Origin of the sequence: Pseudomonas sp. IT-232MI5, from assembly GCF_949767845.1 — a bacterium.
GTDB lineage: Bacteria > Pseudomonadota > Gammaproteobacteria > Pseudomonadales > Pseudomonadaceae > Aquipseudomonas.
Genome location: NZ_CATKQE010000033.1, coordinates 367,689 through 384,325 on the forward strand (window position 1 = coordinate 367,689; position 16,637 = coordinate 384,325).

The 16,637-nt window shown below is 60.8% G+C and carries 15 protein-coding genes; 11 read left to right on the forward strand and 4 right to left on the reverse strand.

The genetic code is table 11. The features are described from left to right. Positions 1 to 42: 42 nt before the first annotated feature. From ACM6JQ_RS17550 to tpx, 3 genes are all read right to left on the reverse strand, one after another. A complete protein-coding gene (locus ACM6JQ_RS17550) occupies positions 43 to 3,144 on the reverse strand; it encodes an MdtB/MuxB family multidrug efflux RND transporter permease subunit (protein ID WP_414894323.1) in 3,102 nt (1,033 codons plus the stop codon). Next, positions 3,141 to 4,448, reverse strand: a complete 1,308-nt coding sequence (locus ACM6JQ_RS17555) for an MdtA/MuxA family multidrug efflux RND transporter periplasmic adaptor subunit (protein WP_095112064.1) — start codon at positions 4,446 to 4,448, stop codon at positions 3,141 to 3,143. Before ACM6JQ_RS17555 ends, ACM6JQ_RS17550 begins: the two co-directional genes overlap by 4 nt. A gap of 175 nt (positions 4,449 to 4,623) precedes the next feature. Continuing rightward, positions 4,624 to 5,124, reverse strand: a complete 501-nt coding sequence (tpx, locus tag ACM6JQ_RS17560) for a thiol peroxidase (RefSeq protein WP_007914372.1) — start codon at positions 5,122 to 5,124, stop codon at positions 4,624 to 4,626. A gap of 342 nt (positions 5,125 to 5,466) precedes the next feature. Here tpx and ACM6JQ_RS17565 point away from each other — a divergent pair, with 342 nt between their 5' ends. Then, positions 5,467 to 5,892, forward strand: coding sequence for a YciI family protein (locus tag ACM6JQ_RS17565; RefSeq protein WP_095112062.1), 426 nt, complete (start codon positions 5,467 to 5,469; stop codon positions 5,890 to 5,892). A 174-nt stretch (positions 5,893 to 6,066) separates the two neighbouring features. Here ACM6JQ_RS17565 and ACM6JQ_RS17570 read toward each other — a convergent pair whose 3' ends face one another. Beyond that, on the reverse strand, positions 6,067 to 6,435 hold the full coding sequence (locus tag ACM6JQ_RS17570; protein ID WP_414894324.1) for a DUF6124 family protein: 369 nt from the start codon (positions 6,433 to 6,435) through the stop codon (positions 6,067 to 6,069). A 650-nt stretch (positions 6,436 to 7,085) separates the two neighbouring features. On the opposite strand from ACM6JQ_RS17570, the gene ACM6JQ_RS17575 reads away from it, so the two are divergent. The 10 genes from ACM6JQ_RS17575 to ACM6JQ_RS17620 are packed head-to-tail and all read left to right on the forward strand — an operon-like array spanning position 7,086 to position 16,599. After that, positions 7,086 to 7,874, forward strand: a complete 789-nt coding sequence (locus ACM6JQ_RS17575; protein WP_095112199.1) for a hypothetical protein — start codon at positions 7,086 to 7,088, stop codon at positions 7,872 to 7,874. Between the two features lie 10 nt (positions 7,875 to 7,884). Then, a complete protein-coding gene (locus ACM6JQ_RS17580; protein ID WP_095112060.1) occupies positions 7,885 to 8,085 on the forward strand; it encodes a hypothetical protein in 201 nt (66 codons plus the stop codon). 12 nt (positions 8,086 to 8,097) lie between these two features. Beyond that, positions 8,098 to 9,048, forward strand: a complete 951-nt coding sequence (locus ACM6JQ_RS17585; RefSeq protein ID WP_414894325.1) for a transporter — start codon at positions 8,098 to 8,100, stop codon at positions 9,046 to 9,048. Positions 9,049 to 9,071: 23 nt separating this feature from the next. Then, positions 9,072 to 10,052 (forward strand): AAA family ATPase, encoded by a 981-nt coding sequence (locus tag ACM6JQ_RS17590; RefSeq protein WP_007914385.1) that lies wholly within the window; start codon positions 9,072 to 9,074, stop codon positions 10,050 to 10,052. Beyond that, positions 10,049 to 10,984, forward strand: a complete 936-nt coding sequence (locus ACM6JQ_RS17595; protein ID WP_007914387.1) for a DUF58 domain-containing protein — start codon at positions 10,049 to 10,051, stop codon at positions 10,982 to 10,984. The genes ACM6JQ_RS17590 and ACM6JQ_RS17595 overlap by 4 nt, the downstream gene beginning before the upstream one ends. Then, a complete protein-coding gene (locus ACM6JQ_RS17600) occupies positions 10,981 to 11,580 on the forward strand; it encodes a DUF4381 domain-containing protein (protein ID WP_414894326.1) in 600 nt (199 codons plus the stop codon). Before ACM6JQ_RS17595 ends, ACM6JQ_RS17600 begins: the two co-directional genes overlap by 4 nt. Beyond that, positions 11,567 to 12,559: a vWA domain-containing protein gene (locus ACM6JQ_RS17605; protein WP_414894327.1), complete on the forward strand. Its 993-nt coding sequence runs from the start codon at positions 11,567 to 11,569 to the stop codon at positions 12,557 to 12,559. Before ACM6JQ_RS17600 ends, ACM6JQ_RS17605 begins: the two co-directional genes overlap by 14 nt. A gap of 1 nt (position 12,560) precedes the next feature. Next, entirely contained in the window at positions 12,561 to 14,141 is a 1,581-nt protein-coding gene (locus ACM6JQ_RS17610; RefSeq protein ID WP_414894328.1) for a VWA domain-containing protein, read from the forward strand. Further along, a complete protein-coding gene (locus ACM6JQ_RS17615) occupies positions 14,138 to 15,580 on the forward strand; it encodes a hypothetical protein (protein ID WP_414894329.1) in 1,443 nt (480 codons plus the stop codon). Before ACM6JQ_RS17610 ends, ACM6JQ_RS17615 begins: the two co-directional genes overlap by 4 nt. Then, entirely contained in the window at positions 15,577 to 16,599 is a 1,023-nt protein-coding gene (locus ACM6JQ_RS17620; RefSeq protein WP_414894330.1) for an HAD family hydrolase, read from the forward strand. Before ACM6JQ_RS17615 ends, ACM6JQ_RS17620 begins: the two co-directional genes overlap by 4 nt. Positions 16,600 to 16,637 lie beyond the last annotated feature (38 nt).

Below are 16,637 nucleotides of genomic sequence, written 5' to 3' on the forward strand. Positions count from 1 at the left end.
CGCGAGCAGGCGAAGGCCTACAGGGGTTATGTGTTCGGACAGTCATACCGACACCTCTTCAGTGTCAGCATTAGTCTTGCCAAAGCGCCGGCCGAGGCGGTCGAAATACAGGTAGATCACTGGCGTGGTGAACAGCGTCAGCACCTGGCTCACCAGCAGACCGCCAACCATTACCAGACCCAACGGCTGACGCAATTCAGCCCCGGAGCCGGTGGCGAGCATCAACGGCACCGCACCGAACAGCGCCGCCAGCGTGGTCATGAGGATTGGCCGGAAGCGCAGCAGCGCCGCCTGATAAATCGCCTGTTCCGGCGCCATGCCTTGGGTGCGTTCAGCATCGAGGGCGAAGTCGATCATCATGATCGCGTTCTTTTTCACGATACCGATCAGCAGAATGATACCGATGATCGCGATCATGCCCAGGTCATTGCCGCTGAGCAGCAACGCCAGCAACGCACCGACCGCCGCCGACGGCAAGGTCGAAAGAATGGTGATCGGGTGAATGTAGCTCTCGTACAGCACGCCTAGCACGATGTACATGGTCACCACTGCCGCCAGAATCAGCAGCAAAGTGCTCGACAATGACGCCTGGAAAGCTTCCGCTGCACCCTGGAACTGGGTCTGCACGCCGACGGGCATGCCGATGTCTTTCTGTACCTGCTCGATGATGTCGACCGCATGCCCCAGCGCCACTCCGGGCGCCAGGTTGAACGACATCATCACCGCCGGGAACTGGCCGATATGGGTGATCGCCAGTTGCGCCTGCCGCTCTTCGACATGGGCCAGACTCGACAGACGCACCTGTGCGCCATCGGTGGTCTTGACGTGAATCTGGTCCAGCGCCTGCGGGCCGATCTTCTCCCCGGCCTGGGCCTGCAGCACCACGCGGTACTGGCTGGCCTGGGTGTAAATGGTCGAGATCTGTCGCTGCCCGAAGGCGTCGTACAGCGCATCGGTGATGTTCGCCACCGAAACGCCCAGGCGTGAGGCGGCATCGCGGTCGATCACCAGATAGACCTGCAAACCCTTGTCCTGCAAATCACTGGCTACGTCCGTCAGTTCCGGACGCTGGGCCAGCGCTTCGACCAGGCGGCCGCTCCACTGGCTGAGCAGTTCGGAATCCGGCGAAGACATGCTGAACTGGTATTGCGTGCGGCTGACGCGGTCCTCGATGGTCAGATCCTGCACCGGTTGCATGAACAGACGGATGCCAACCAGTTTGTCCAGCTGCGGTTGCAGGCGCGCAATCACCTCTGTGGCGCTCAGATCGCGCTCACCGTGAGGCTTGAGGTTGATCAGCAAGCGGCCGCTGTTGAGCGTGGCGTTATCGCCGTCGACACCGATGTAGGACGACAGGCTCTGTACGGCCGGATCTTCGAGAATGATCTTCGCCAGCTCTTGTTGACGCTCGCCCATCGCCGCGAAGGAAATCGACTGCGGAGCCTCGGAAATACCCTGAATCACCCCGGTGTCCTGCACCGGAAAGAACCCCTTCGGCACCACCATGTACAGAAACACGGTCAACGCCAGCGTGCCGATAGCCACCAGCAAGGTCAGCGGCTGATGCTTGAGCACCCAGCGCAGCATCCGACCATACTCGGCGATCATCCAATCGATGACTGCACCGCTGGCGCGGTAGAAACGGCCCTGCTCATGTGCTTCTGGCTCACGCTTGAGCAAGCGCGCGCACATCATCGGCGTCAGGGTCAGCGAGACCACCAGTGAAATCAGGATTGCCACAGCCAGAGTGATGGCGAATTCGCGGAACAAGCGCCCCACCACGTCGGCCATGAACAACAGCGGAATAAGTACCGCGATCAGCGACAGGGTCAGGGAAATCAGGGTAAAGCCAATCTGCTTGGCGCCCTTCAGTGCGGCCTGCATCGGGCTGTCGCCCTCTTCGATGAAGCGCGCGATGTTCTCGAGCATGACGATGGCGTCGTCGACCACAAAACCGGTGGCAATGGTCAGGGCCATCAGGGTCAGGTTGTTCACCGAGAACCCGGCCAGATACATCACGCCAAAGGTGCCGATCAGCGACAGCGGTACGGCCACCGATGGAATGATCGTCGCACTGGCGCGGCGCAGGAACAGGAACGTCACCATTACTACCAGGGCGATGGCGATGAGCAATTCGTGTTGCACATCAGTGACCGAGGCGCGAATGGTCTGCGTACGGTCGGTCAGCACGGTGACATCGAGGCCGGCCGGCAGGTTGTCGGTGATGCTTGGCAGCAACGCCTTGATGCGGTCGACCACCTCAATGACGTTGGCACCCGGCTGACGCTGGATGTTCAGCAGCACGGCCTGATTCTTGTTGGCCCACGCCGCGAGACGCTCGTTCTCGGCGCCATCGACGATTTCCGCAACGTCCTTGAGCCGTAACGGCGCGCCGTTCTTGTAGGCGAGGATCAAATTGGCGTAGTCCTCGGGCGAGGTCAGTTGGTCGTTGGCGTCGAGCATTGACACGCGGGTCGGGCCGTCGAAGTTGCCCTTCGGCTGGTTGACGTTGGAAGCGCTGATCAAGGTGCGCACGTCGGACAGGTTCAGGCTGTTGGCCGCGAGAGCCTCGGGATTGACCTTGACGCGCACGGCCTGACGCTGACCGCCGGCAATGCTGACCATGCCGACGCCGCTGATCTGGGCGATTTTCTGCGCCATGCGCGTATCGACCAAGTCATTGAGTTTGGGCAGCAGCATGGTTTTCGAGGTGATGGCCAGGGTCAGCACCGGGGTGTCCGCCGGGTTGACCTTGTTGTACACCGGCGGTGCCGGCAAATCGGTTGGCAGCAGATTGGTCGCGGCGTTGATGGCGGCTTGCACCTGCTGCTCGGCAACGTCCATGTTGATGTCGAGGCTGAAACGCAACGTCAGCACCGACGCACCGCCGGAGCTGGTCGAGGCCATTTGCGTCAGGCCCGGCATCTGCCCGAACTGGCGTTCGAGCGGCGCCGTCACGGCACTGGTCATCACATCCGGGCTGGCGCCGGGATACAGGGTCATGACGCGGATGGTCGGGTAATCGACTTGTGGCAGTGCAGAAACGGGCAGCAAGCGATAAGCAATCAGGCCGGCCAGCACAATGGCCAGCATGCTCAGGGTGGTGGCTACCGGTCGGAGGATGAACAGCCGCGAAATGTTCATGCGCCCTTCTTGGCCTTGTCGGAAACAGCAGCGTCAGTCGGGGTGGCGGCAGATTTGCCTTGCAGGTGTTCGGTCGGCGTGGTCGGCACTTGATTGCTGTCGTTGACCACTTCCACTTCACTGCCTTCCTTCAGGCGGTCGGTGCCTTCCAGCACCACGCGGTCGCCGGCGGCCAGGCCTTCGGTGACCACGGTGTTTTCGCCATCACTGGCGCCGATCTTCAATTGGCGAATGGTGACTTTCTTGTCGCCATCCAGTGCATAGACGAAGGTGCCGTTGGTGCCGAACTGGATGGCCGCCGACGGTGCCAGCACCACGCCTTTCAGCGTGTCAGCGAGCAAGTGAACGTTGACGAACTGGTTGGGGAACAACGCCTGATCGCGGTTTTCGTAGCGGGCCTTGAACTTCAGGGTGCCGGTGGCGACGTCGATCTGGTTGTCGAGGCTTTGCAGAACGCCGGTGGCTTGCAGTTTGCTGTCGCCGCGATCCCACGCTTCAGCCGGCAGCTTGGCGCCGCTGCGATAACGGGCGAGCACGGTTTCGAGGCTGTTTTCCGGCAAGGTGAAGGCGACGCTGATCGGTTGCGTCTGGGTGATCACGGCGAGGAACGTGGTGTCGTTGGCGGTGACAAGGTTGCCGACGTCAACCTGACGCAGACCGACACGCCCGGCAATCGGTGCGCGGATCTTGGTGAATTCGAGATTGAGCTTGGCGTCGTTGACCGCGGCCTGATTGGTCTTGACTGTACCGAGATACTGACCGACCAGCGCTTCGGCGGTGTCCAGCGTCTGTTTGGCGATGCTGTCCTCTTTGTACAGACCGCGATAACGCTCGACATCGACCTGAGCGTTTTTCAGTTGCGCCTGATTCTGCAGCAGGGTGCCTTCGGCCTGCAGCAAGGCGTTCTGGTACGGGCGCGGGTCGATCTCGGCCAGCAGGTCTCCAGCCTTGACCATCTGCCCTTCTTCGAAATTGATCTTGACCAATTCGCCGCCCACCCGGCTACGCACATTGATGGTGTTGAGAGCGGTCACCGTGCCCAGCGCCTTGTAGTACAGCGGGAAGTCGCCGGTGACTGCTGGCGCCACGCGTACCGGGATTGGCCCGCTACCACCACCGAAGCCCGGCCGCATCATCCCCGAACGCCCGGTGTGCCCGGCGGCTGCCTTGTCAGCGCCCTCCTTGTGGGCTGAACCGGCGGGCCAGAATTTCCAGCACAGGACGGCGATCACCAACAAGACAAGCAGGCTGATCAGCCAGCGACGGGAGTTACGGGGGGACGATTGCATGGAGTGATTAACCATTGGGCGCGTGGGCTTCTTTTACGGGAGGCTGAACGATAAGCACTGATGGGGAATTAGCAAAGCAGCTTTACCGGCAATTTACTTACACCTTACGTTTCAAGGTGTGAGGCAAAACACTGATACACAAATGAAAACGGCCTGGACAGGGCCAGGCCGTTAACAATTGTAAAAGCGCTTACTTGAGAACGGACAGGGCCGCTTCGTAGTTAGGCTCTTCAGCGATTTCCTTGACCAGTTCGCTGTGCAGGACGTTGTCGTTTTCGTCCAGAACCACAACGGCGCGAGCGGTCAGGCCTTTCAGCGGGCCGTCAGCAATGGCCACGCCGTAGTTCTCGATGAACTCGGCACCGCGCAGGGTCGACAGGTTCTGTACGTTTTCCAGGCCTTCGGCGCCGCAGAAACGCGCCTGGGCGAACGGCAGGTCAGCGGAGATGCACAACACCACGGTGTTGGCGATGTCGTTGGCCTGAGCGTTGAACTTGCGCACGGAGGTGGCGCAGGTCGGGGTGTCAACGCTTGGGAAGATGTTCAGCACTTTGCGCTTGCCGGCAAAGTCTTTCAGGGTGACGTCGGACAGATTGCCGGCAACCAGAGAAAAGGCTGGCGCCTTGGAACCGGCTTGTGGCAACTGGCCGTTGACTTGAACCGGGTTGCCTTTAAGGGTGACTTGAGCCATGACTTGAGTCCTTCTGATGTTTTGATTGGAAAGCATGCAAGAGGCCGAAGTTAACCACGAAATTGTCCTACGACCTATGCCCTGTTTAGAAATTGTTGGGTGCCTGCTCGAAAAATTGTATACAAAACCACAACCATTCCCCTGTAGGAGTGAGCCTGCTCGCGATAGCGGTCTGTCAGTCAACATCTGCGTATATGACCCACCGCCATCGCGAGCAGGCTCACTCCTACAATGAGATCTGCGGTGTGAAAAATTCTCCGCACTTTTACCAGAGACCCTGTCGATTCAAGTGTGGCCCGTTCGACTAAACAACGAATCCCCACAATCCACGGAGTAAACGCCATGCGCTTCATGATCCTTGTAAAAGCCAACGCCGATTCGGAAGCCGGCATCATGCCCAGCGAAGAACTGATCACCGCAATGGGCAATTTTAACGAAGAACTGGTCAAGGCCGGCATCCTGATCGATTGCGATGGCTTGCATCCGAGCAGCAAAGGCGCTCGCGTGCATTTCTCCGGTGACAAACGCACGGTCATCGACGGGCCGTTCATCGAGACCAAAGAATTGGTGGCGGGTTACTGGATCTGGGAAGTGAAGTCGAAAGAAGAAGCCATCGAATGGGTCAAGCGCTGCCCTAACCCAATGCCGGGCGAGTCCGATATTGAAATCCGTCAGATATTTTCTGCCGAAGACTTCGGCGCCGAGTTCACCCCCGAAGCGCGTGCGCAAGAAGAACGCGTCCGCGAACAGGCCAAGAAAAACAGCTAAACCGGACATCACATGTAGGAGCTGCCGAAGGCTGCGATCTTTTGATTCTGATCGTTCCCACGCTCTGCGTGGGAACGCCTCAAGGGACGCTCCGCGTTCCAGCTTGCGAATTTGACGCAGAGCGTCAAGGGCAGCATTCCCACGCAGAGCGTGGGAATGATCATTCAAGGGCGATCAGTTTTTGAGTTCGACGTGATCGAGGGCTTGGTTGACGGCCAGTTCGCCCAGCATGACGACCTGTGCGATGCCCAATGCGGTCTTGCGCTGCGAGGTTTCCAGCGAGGCGGCGAAGTTGATCAGCATTTCGCTGGCCGAGCCGAGGGTTTCGCTGGCGTTGGCTAGCAGGGATTCGGTGTTGTACCTGGGATTGGCGAGGTACATGGGTTCCGGCTCGTTGGCGCTGGACATGATGTGGGCGGAGGGGTTGAGGTAGAAATCGAGGGCGCGGTCGGCGGCTTCGTGGAGCTTTTTACTGTCGACCGAGGCGTAGGGGGATGTAGTGTCGGCTTCTGCTTCTGGGGGGTTGGGTGTTGGTTTTTTCATGGTGTAACTCCGCTGAAAGTTGGAGCTGTCCCATTCGGTTTCCGGACGAAGAGGTGGCAGCTGTACGCAGGTTGGAAACCCGGGCAGCGGCGACCCGGTCGACCCGAAGGTCTCCCGCGCACAGCCGCCATAACGGAGTGCACACATTTGAAGTGCGCAAGGATACGTTATGAAAGGCGTGTACGCGCCACTAATACCCGTCGGGGTTTCCAGTCCCGGTCGCTGATTTGGCAGCGACGAACACAGGCTAGAGACCCGACGTCCGACGGACAACCTGAAAACCTTGTGGGAACGTTCCGCAAAATCAAAACAACCTTTAAACATCCCGAATTGAAATACGTATGGGTAGGAGTTGCCGAGAGCTCAAACCGCGACCGGACGATTCTCTGATTTTGATCCACAAAACCAAGATCAAAAGATCGCAGCCTCGTTTCACTCGACAGCTCCTACACCGTAAGCAATGGAATAGTTGGTACACAATCACCTGTGAACCCGTACACAAAACCAAAGAATTAATCCATTCGGCTGGCTAACTCCCGATTAGCTGCTAGCGTCATTCAGACGTGTCCTACAGGCTTGATAAGAAAGGGATTACGCCGTAACGGCCGAGAAGTGCCGAGTATCCAGAAGCCACCAGGGAATCGGGGATGATGTTCAATCGAGTGGGGAAGACTCTTTTTCTGGCGAGTGCGCTGGCGGCTGCGTGTGGCGTGCAGGCGGATAACGCCGAGGACTCGAACAAAAGCAACAACCCGTTGAACGTGGCGCCCGGCGCCAATCTGCAGGACTACTACACTCCGAAACTCTACGACAGCAATGCGCACAGCAATGACGTGTTGCTGCGCGGCACCCTGCCGATTGCGCCCAACGATTTCATCGGCGTGCCGCAACTGGTCCGCGCCACGCTACCGATCAGCACCCGCCCCGATCCGCACAACGGTTACAGCACCGGCATCGGCGATCTGAACCTGTTCGATATCTTCATTCTGAAAACCGAAGGCGTGCAATTGGGCATTGGCCCGTTGATCACTGCGCCGACCGCCGAACAGGACGAACTCGGTACCGGCAAATGGCAAGGTGGCCTCGCCGCCGTGGCCATCGACGCCTCGCCGCGCGGACTGCTCGGCGCGCTGGTGCAGTACCAGAGTTCGTTTGCCGGTGACAACGATCGCCCGCACGTCGAGAGCGCAACCATGCAGCCGTTCATCATCCATAACCTGGAAAAAGGCTGGTACCTGCGCTCCACCGGCACCTGGACTTTCGACCTGAAAAACGACACCCACTACATCCCGCTCGGTCTGGGTGTTGGCAAAGCCTGGAAGTCCGGCAGCAACATCCTCAACGCTTTCGTCGAGCCGCAGTGGACGGTCGACCGCAAGGGCGACGGGCTGCCGCAGTTCGTTGTGTACACGGGTATCAATGTGACATTCGGCAAATAAGGAAAACGCCATGCACGCTGTTTTCAAAGCCACCGGATACGGCCTGATGACCATGTTTGTCAGCTGTGGCGTCGGCGCCCAGCAGCCCAACTGCCCGCCGACACCAAACGGCTCGGCACAGGGGATTGTTCGCCTTGATATACCGAAACCGGAAGTCGCCAGTGGTGAATGGAAAATGCCGTTGCTCAACCCGATCAATTCAAAACAATAAGCGGAGTTTTTGATGATCAAGCCCAACGTTGTGCGCCCGCTGTTGGCGCTGTGCATGATCGGCAGTCCTCTGCTTTACGCAGCAGAGGGCGGTGTCGGCCGCCCGATCACCGGCCAGCAGGTGTTCTCCAACGCCGGGATCGTCCCGCCCGAGCCGGGTTGGGTCATGTCGCTCACCAGCATCTGGTACGACGGCTCGCTCAAGGGCAGTGACGGTGCACCGATTTCCGGCGCAGTCAGCGGCGGGATCGACATGAAAGTCTCCTACACCATGGGCAACTTCACCCACGTCTGGGACACCGGCAAAGGTCCATGGAACTACGCCTCGGCAATCGGTGTGCCGGTGCAATACACCGACATCAAAGCCAGCATCACCGGCCCGCGCGGACGGACGTTGGGTGACAGTGACTCAGGTACGCAATTCGCCGACGCCTTGATCACGCCGATTGCCGCCGGCTATCACTTCGATGAGCTGAACCACATCTCGTTTTCGCTGCCGATCTACGTGCCAACCGGCGCCTACAACAAGGATCGTCTGGCCAACCCGGGACAGAACAACTACACCTTCATGCCAACGGTGGCGTTCACGCATCTGGATGGCAAGGGCGGCGAACTCACGCTGTCCAGCGGTCTTGAGTTCTATACCGAGAACGACGCCACCGACTATCGCAACGGCAACATCTTCACCCTCGACGCACTGTGGATCCATGGTTTTGGCGATGGCTGGAGCGCGGGTATTGCGGCCGGCTACATCCAGCAACTCACCGATGACAAAGGCCAGACCGCCGACACCTTCAATGGTTATCGCGGACGCTCTGTAGGCGCCGGCCCAGTCGTGGGCTGGACCGGTAAATTCGCCGACGCCCAAGCCAATATCAGTGCGCGCTGGGTACCGGAGTTCGACACCAAGAACCGCCCTGAAGGCAACGGCTTCAGCGTCAACCTGACCCTGGCCTTTTTCTAGACCGGACACAAAGGACTGCCCCCATGACTGCGCTTACCGACCTCAACGCCCTGCAAGCCAGCATCGCCGAAGCGGTACTCGGCCAGGATCAGGTGATCCGCCAGATCCTCCTCGGCCTGTTGGCCAACGGTCACTTGCTGCTGGAAAGTCTGCCGGGGCTGGCCAAGACCCGCACGGTCAAGGCGCTGGCCAAGCACCTCGACGCGAAGATGAGCCGCATCCAGTTCACCCCGGATCTGCTGCCCTCGGACATCACCGGGGCCGAGGTGCTGCATCAGGTCGAAGGCAAAAACGAAATCCGTTTCCAGCCGGGGCCGCTGTTCGGCAACCTGATCCTCGCCGACGAGATCAACCGCGCGCCGGCCAAGGTGCAAGCGGCGTTGCTTGAGGCTATGGAAGAGCGCCAGATTACGGTGGCCGGCAACAGCCATGCCCTGCCCGACCTGTTTATTGTGGTGGCGACGCAAAACCCGATCGAACAGGAAGGCACCTATCCGCTGCCGGAAGCGCAGATGGACCGGTTTCTGATGAAAGTCCTGCTCGACTACCCGAGCGCGGAAAACGAAAGTCAGGTGCTGCGCCTGCTGCGCAACGAAGAGTTCGCTCAGGGCGCTAGCACCACGTCAGCCAAAGGTTTCAGCCTGCCGCAGGAGGTGATCTTCGCTGCGCGCAAGGAAGTCAGCGCCGTGCACGTGTCCCCGGCCATTGATAGCTACCTGATAGATCTGATCAACGCCACCCGCCACCCCGCCGATTACGACGAAGACCTCGCGCGCTGGATTGCCATCGGCGCCAGCCCACGCGGCGGCATTGGCCTCGACCGTTGCGCGCGTGCCGATGCGTGGCTGCAGGGTCAGGACTTTGTCTCGCCGGACAACGTGCGCGCGGTGGTGCATCCGGTTCTGCGCCATCGCCTGCAATTGAGCTACGACGCGGTGGCCGACGGCGTCAGTGCCGATCAGGTGCTCGACCGGATCCTCGACAAAGTGGCGATTCCGGCATGAACGACGAAGGTCTGGTCTACGTCTCTCTCGCGCAATTGATGGCGCTGGAGTTCAAGGCCCGTGACCTGAGTTTTCTCGCACGACAGCCGCGGGGCAGCATCCTCGCCGGCAACCATGCTTCGCGCCTGCGCGGGCGTGGCTTGAATTTCGATGAGCTGCGTCGCTATCAGCCGGGCGACGATTTGCGTCACCTCGACTGGCGCGCCTCGCTGCGCACCGGCAAACCGGTGGTGCGTACCTTCACCGAAGAGCGCGACCGCCCGGCGTTGATCGTCGTCGATCAGCGCATGTCGATGTTCTTCGGCTCGCAACGCAGCTTCAAATCCGCACTCGGCGCCGAACTCGCGGCACTGGCGGCGTGGATGGTGTTCAACGCCGGCGACCGGGTTGGCGGACTGGTGTTCAACGATCAGCGTATCGACAGCATCGCACCGTTGCGCAGCCGTAAACGTGTGGAAGCCTTGCTCAGCCGTATCGCCGAACAGAATCAGGCACTGAGCGCGGCTAATCCCGACGCCGAAGACGAAGACCAGCTGGACAAGGTCTTGCAACGCTGCCTCGCCCTGGCCGGGCACGACCATTTGATCTGCATCGTCAGCGACTTCGCCGGGGCCGGCGAACGGACCCTGCAACTGATGCGGCAATTGTCGGCGCACAACGATGTGATTGCGCTGCAGGTCTACGATCCGCTGGCGATGAAGCTGCCGAGCAATGGCCGCCTGCTGGTTACCCAAGGCGAATTGCAAGTGGAACTGGCGGTGGAAAAACGCAACGTGCACCAACCCCTGGGGGATTTTCTCAGCGGCCGGCTGAAAGACGTCGCCACTTTGCTGCGCCGCAGTCAGGTGCCGCTGATGATGTTCAGCACCGCCGAAGAGGCGCACGCACAACTGCGCGCCGAGCTGGGCAAAAGTGCCGGGGCACGGCGATGAACCCGAATATCCCGAGCATTGAACAGCTTAAAGAGCTGGGCCTGCCCGAGCCGGTCAGTTATGCGCCGCAGACGTGGGGTTGGTGGGTGTTGCTCGCCCTGCTCATATTGGCCGCGTTGTTGATCGGCATTCGGCGCTATGTGCAATGGCGCAGAGACGCTTATCGGCGCGAAGGCCTGGCGCGTCTGACGCAGTTGCGCAGCCGCAGTGATGACTTGAATGCCTTGCGTGAACTGCCGGAGCTGCTCAAGCGCGTCGCCCTCTCGATGCCCACACAATCCCCAAAGTGGAACCCGATCCCTGTAGGAGTGAGCCTGCTCGCGATAGCGTCATCACGTTCAACACATGCATCGACTGACCGGACGCCATCGCGAGCAGGCTCACTCCTACAGGGTCCTGCGGCGCTGGGGAGGGAGGATTGGCAAGGCTACTTGCAGCGCCACTGCAAAAAGCCGCTCCCGGCCGATTTCAGCGAACAACTCGCGCAACTCGCCTACGCCCCCGACGACACCTTGCGCGCCCTCCCCGCGCCGCAACGCCTGGCGCTGTTCGACAGCTGCCAATACTGGATGGAGCATCACCATGTGGCAGCTTGATTACCCCTGGCTGTTGCTTCTGCTGCCATTACCTTGGCTGGCTTACCGCTATCTGCCCGCCTACAACGAGGCCCGCAGTGCCGTGCGTGTGCCGTTTTTCGCAGCCATGAGCCGCGCGGTCGGTGAGGCCCCGGGCATCGTCGGCAACCGCCGCAATCACTGGCAACTGCTGCTGAATGTTCTGGTCTGGGCCTTGATTCTGCTGGCCGCCGCACGCCCGGTTTTCGTGGAAAAGCCCATCGAACGGCAACAACCGGTACGCGACCTGATGCTCGCCATCGACCTCTCGCAGTCAATGGAAACCGAAGATTTCACCAACGCCAGCGGCGCAAAAATCAACCGCCTCGCTGCCGTCAAAGACGTGGTGCAGGGCTTTATCGACAAGCGCAAGGACGACCGCCTCGGTCTGATCGTGTTTGGCACCGGCGCCTACCCGCAGGCGCCGCTGACCCTCGATCACGCCAGCCTCTCGCTGCTGCTGGCCGACACCGGTATCGGCATGGCCGGCCCCAATACGGCGATCGGTGACGCGATCGGTTTGAGCCTGAAGCTGCTGGACAAGGCCCACGAGCAGGAAAAAGTGCTGATCCTGCTTACCGATGGCAACGACACCAGCAGCGCGATCACCCCGGATCACGCCGCTGAAATGGCCGCCAACAAAGGCGTGATCATTCACACCATCGGCATCGGTGACCCGAGCGCGTCCGGTGAAGCCAAGGTCAACTTGTCGGCGCTGGAACAGATCGCCAAAACCACTGGCGGCCAGTTCTTCCGCGCCGAAGACCGCAACGCGCTGGATCAGGTCTACAGCACCCTCGATCGCCTCACGCCACACCAGGTGAAAACCCTCAGCCATCAACCACAACGCGAGTTGTTCTACTGGCCGCTGGGCGCGGCGGTTGCGCTGTTGGGGCTGTATCACCTCGGCGCGCTGCTGCGTGTGCGTCTGGCGTTTGCCCGTCAGCGGCAGGAGGCCTGAGATGGAGATCAACCTCAGCGACTTCCATTTCCTCCGCCCCCTATGGCTGCTGCTCGCACTGTTCGGTGCCGTGCTGCCGCTGCTCTGGCGGCGTGGTCGCGACCTGCAACGACGGCTGCGCGGCAATATCGCCGAGCACTTGTTGCCGCATCTGCTGGTGACTCCGCAGGACCATCAGCGCCTGCGCCCGGTGCACCTGCTGTGCGCACTGTTGATCCTCGGCGCCGTCGCCGCCGCCGGACCGACCTGGGAACAGGATCGACCGGACTTCCTTGAAAATCGTGCGCCGCTGATTGTCGCCGTGGATCTGTCGCCATCGATGGACGCCAGCGATGTGCAGCCGAGCCGACTGGAAGCGGCGAAACACAAACTGCACGATCTGATCCAGCGCCGCGCCGGCGCTCGCACCGCACTGATCGCCTACGCCGGCAGCGCCCATCTGGTGTTGCCACCGACCGACGATCCGGCGCTGCTCGACACCTTCATTCAAGCCTTGGGCAGCGGATTGATCGACAAACCGGGCAAAGACGTCGGCGCGGTGATCGATCAGGCGAAACGCTTGCTCAATGCCGAAAAAACACCCGGCAGCCTGCTGCTGATCACTGACGGCGCTGACACCGCAGAACTCGACGGCCTCGACAAGCGTGTGGGCGACAGTCCATTACAAGTGCTGGTATTGGCCGTTGGCAATGAGGACGGCGGCATCATCCATGATGCCAACGGCCAGCCGCGCACCGATGCCAACGGGCGCCCGGCACTGGGCCGTTTCGATCCGGCAGCAATCAAGCAACTGGCCTCCGCCCTCGATGCGCCACTGGGCAGCCTGAGCGTCAATGACGATGATCTGGACTGGATCGAGTTGCACGCGCAGCAGCATTTTCAGAGTGCCAGCGCCGAGCAGCGCGAATTGCACTGGAAAGACGCCGGTTACTGGCTGTGCTGGCCGTTGTTGCTGTTGGCGCTGTGCAATGTGCGCAAGGGCTGGAGCGTCAACTGGATGCCCGCGCTAGCACTGGCGATTGGCTTGAGCTGGCCAGCAGCACCGGCGCAGGCCAACGCCCTGACCGATGCGTTTTTCACCCGCGACCAGCAAGGTCGCTGGGCGTTCGAACATGAGCATTTGCCGCAGGCTGCCGCGCTGTTTGTCGACCCGTACTGGAAAGGTGTCGCGGCGTATCACGCGGCCGACTACGACTTGGCGCTGGCGACCTTCGCGCGGCTCGACACACCGCAGGCGTATTTCTATCTGGGCAATATTTACGTGCGCCGCTTCAAGTTCGATGAGGCCATCGCCGCGTATACCCAGGCCTTGAAGCTGCAACCGCAGTTCCCCGAAGCCACGGCCAATCTGGCGCTGGCGCAAGCGCTGCTCAAGGACACCGAAAGCGCCGAGAAAAACGCCCCGGAGACCAAGCCCGATGAGGTGAAATTCGACAAGGCGCCGGGTAAGGGTCAGAGCAAAAAGGTCGAGACCGAGCAGGCTGCGTCCGATGCTTTGTGGCTGCAGAACCTGACCACCTCGCCGGCGAAGTTTCTCAAGCAAAAGTTCAGCTTGCAGGATCAGCAGGGAGCCAGGCCATGAAGCGTCCAAACCCTGCTGGCCCTATCGCTGGCAAGCCAGCTCCCACAGGGTTTTGCAGTGTTCACAAAAGCAGTGAAAGCACAGGAGGCCCCTGTGGGAGCTGGCTTGCCAGCGATGGGGCCAGATTGATCACTACAAGAATCAGCTTCTGGTTCCTGGCCAGTCTGCTCAGCCTCAATGCTTTCGCCGCCGAACCCCAACTCAAAGTCCAGGCCCACCTGCAACCCGCCGAAGGCGCCATGGTTGGCGGTCTGGTCGAGCTGCAAATCGACGTCCTCACCGACACCTGGTTCACCAGCGCCGCCACCCTGCCCGACCTGAAGCTCGACGGCGCCCTGGTCATGCCGCCGGACGGTCAGGCGCAGCATCTCAATCAAACCATCGACGGTCAGGCCTTCAGCGGTTTGCGCTACAGCTACCTGATTACCCCGAACGTCGCGCGCAGCTTCGACATTCCGGCGCTGACCGTGCGCGCCACACCCGGTCAGGCCACGACAGAAATCAGTGCGCAGAGCCAACCGGTGCAGTTCAGCGCGGCCCAGCCGCCCGGCTTCAAACCCGGGGAAACACCGCTGGTGGCCAACGGTTTGCGTTTCACTCAGAGCATCACCCACTCGGCGACGCCGTTGAAAGTCGGCGACAGCATCACCCGCCAACTGACCCTGCAAGCGGACGGCGCACTGGCCATGGCCCTGCCGATTCCAATGCTCGGTGATGTTCCCGGTCTGAGCCGCTATGCGAAAACCCCGCAAGTCACCGCTCTGGACGACGGTCGCGGTGACATCCTCGGCGGTCAGCGCATCGACAGCGTCAGCTACCGCATCGACAAGGCCGGCTCGCACACGTTGCCGGCCATCGAGGTGAAATGGTGGGACGCCGGCACTCGCCAATCGCGCACCGCGCAAGTGCCGGCGGTGACGTTCGAAGCAGCAGCCGGCACGCCTTACAAAGCGGTCTTTTCGATCAGCGAAGACCTCAAGCAACTCGGCCAGAATCGCCTGCACTTCTCTACACGCTGGCTGTGGTGGCTGACCCTGATCGTGGCGGTCGTCGGTGCCGCTTATCTGTTGCGTCCAGCGTTTAACCGCGCCCGGCAACAGTGGCAAGTACGCCGCCAGGCGCAACTACGGGCATGGCAGCAATCCCCTGACTTCGCCTGGCAGCAAGTCAACGCACAACTGCAAGCCCGCCCTCCTCAATTGAGCGCGCTGTACCTGTGGCTGCGCCGGAGTCGGCTGGGGCTGAAACTGGTCGATGCCGGCCCGCGCCTGCAAGGGCTGTTACGCGGGCTTTATGGTCGTCAGCCAAGCACCGAGCAAACACTCGTTCAACTGCGCGAATCATTGACTACGCTTCACAGTCAGGCCGAACAGCAGCAGGCAAAACCGGCCTCGGCCCTGCGCCCGCTCAACCCCGTTCACGAGAAGGATTTCCCATGACGACTGCGCTACGGCAACGCCAACGTTTCGGACTCGCCCTGTTGTTTGGCCTCGCCCTGCCATTGCTGGCTCAGGCCAGCGAGCCGCTGCCGTCGTGGAATGACGGCCCGGCGAAGAAGAACATTATCGAATTCGTGCAGGCGGTGACCGACCAGACCAGCAAGGATTTCGTCAAACCGGCCGACCGTATCGCCGTGTTCGACAACGACGGCACGTTATGGAGCGAACAACCGGCCTATTTCGAATTGCTGTTTGCCTTCGATGAGGTCAAGCGCAATGCCGCGCAGCATCCGGAGTGGAAGACTACCCAGCCGTTCAAAGCCGTGCTGGAAAACGATCACAAGGCGCTGGCCGCTTCCGGCATGGAGGGCCTGCTGAAGATCGTCGGGGCGACCCACACCGGCATGACCACCGAAGCCTTCGATGACTACGCCAAAACCTGGCTCAGTCAGGCGCGCCATCCGAAAACCGGCAAACCGTACACCGAGATGATCTTCCAGCCGATGCTGGAAATGCTCGACTACCTGCGCAAACAGGACTTCAAGACCTACATCGTTTCCGGCGGCGACACCGGGTTCATGCGCGCCTTCGCCGAGAAGGTCTACGGCATCCCGCCGGAACAGGTGATCGGCACCACCTTCATCACGTCATTTCAGTACAAGGACGGCAAGGCCTCGATCGTGCGCACAGCGAAACTGGCGCACAACGACGACGGCCCCGGCAAACCGGAAAGCATTGATGCGGTGATCGGCAAACGGCCGATCCTCGCCTTCGGCAATTCCGACGGTGACCTGCAGATGCTGCAGTGGACCGCCGCCGGTTCCGGTAAACGCTTCATGGGCCTGGTGCACCACACCGACGCCAAGCGCGAATGGGCCTATGACCGTCAATCCGATATCGGCCGGCTCGACAAAGCCCTCGATGAAGCGAATTCCCGTGGCTGGACCGTGGTTGACATGGCGTCGGAGTGGCGCCGGATCTACCCGTTCGAGCCTGCGGTCACCGGGCAGGTGCAATAAGAAAGCGTGATGCAGGACTGCAATAAACGTTAGTCGCA

Bases quoted from the DNA above. Each gene is read 5' to 3' on its own strand.
- ACM6JQ_RS17585 (WP_414894325.1), top strand. From the start codon at position 8,098: ATGATCAAGCCCAACGTTGTGCGCCCGCTGTTGGCGCTGTGCATGATC.
- ACM6JQ_RS17550 (WP_414894323.1), bottom strand. From the start codon at position 3,144: ATGAACATTTCGCGGCTGTTCATCCTCCGACCGGTAGCCACCACCCTG.
- ACM6JQ_RS17615 (WP_414894329.1), top strand. From the start codon at position 14,138: ATGAAGCGTCCAAACCCTGCTGGCCCTATCGCTGGCAAGCCAGCTCCC.
- ACM6JQ_RS17570 (WP_414894324.1), bottom strand. From the start codon at position 6,435: ATGAAAAAACCAACACCCAACCCCCCAGAAGCAGAAGCCGACACTACA.
- ACM6JQ_RS17555 (WP_095112064.1), bottom strand. From the start codon at position 4,448: ATGGTTAATCACTCCATGCAATCGTCCCCCCGTAACTCCCGTCGCTGG.
- ACM6JQ_RS17605 (WP_414894327.1), top strand. From the start codon at position 11,567: ATGTGGCAGCTTGATTACCCCTGGCTGTTGCTTCTGCTGCCATTACCT.
- ACM6JQ_RS17610 (WP_414894328.1), top strand. From the start codon at position 12,561: ATGGAGATCAACCTCAGCGACTTCCATTTCCTCCGCCCCCTATGGCTG.
- ACM6JQ_RS17565 (WP_095112062.1), top strand. From the start codon at position 5,467: ATGCGCTTCATGATCCTTGTAAAAGCCAACGCCGATTCGGAAGCCGGC.
- ACM6JQ_RS17620 (WP_414894330.1), top strand. From the start codon at position 15,577: ATGACGACTGCGCTACGGCAACGCCAACGTTTCGGACTCGCCCTGTTG.
- ACM6JQ_RS17600 (WP_414894326.1), top strand. From the start codon at position 10,981: ATGAACCCGAATATCCCGAGCATTGAACAGCTTAAAGAGCTGGGCCTG.
- ACM6JQ_RS17580 (WP_095112060.1), top strand. From the start codon at position 7,885: ATGCACGCTGTTTTCAAAGCCACCGGATACGGCCTGATGACCATGTTT.
- tpx (WP_007914372.1), bottom strand. From the start codon at position 5,124: ATGGCTCAAGTCACCCTTAAAGGCAACCCGGTTCAAGTCAACGGCCAG.
- ACM6JQ_RS17590 (WP_007914385.1), top strand. From the start codon at position 9,072: ATGACTGCGCTTACCGACCTCAACGCCCTGCAAGCCAGCATCGCCGAA.
- ACM6JQ_RS17575 (WP_095112199.1), top strand. From the start codon at position 7,086: ATGTTCAATCGAGTGGGGAAGACTCTTTTTCTGGCGAGTGCGCTGGCG.
- ACM6JQ_RS17595 (WP_007914387.1), top strand. From the start codon at position 10,049: ATGAACGACGAAGGTCTGGTCTACGTCTCTCTCGCGCAATTGATGGCG.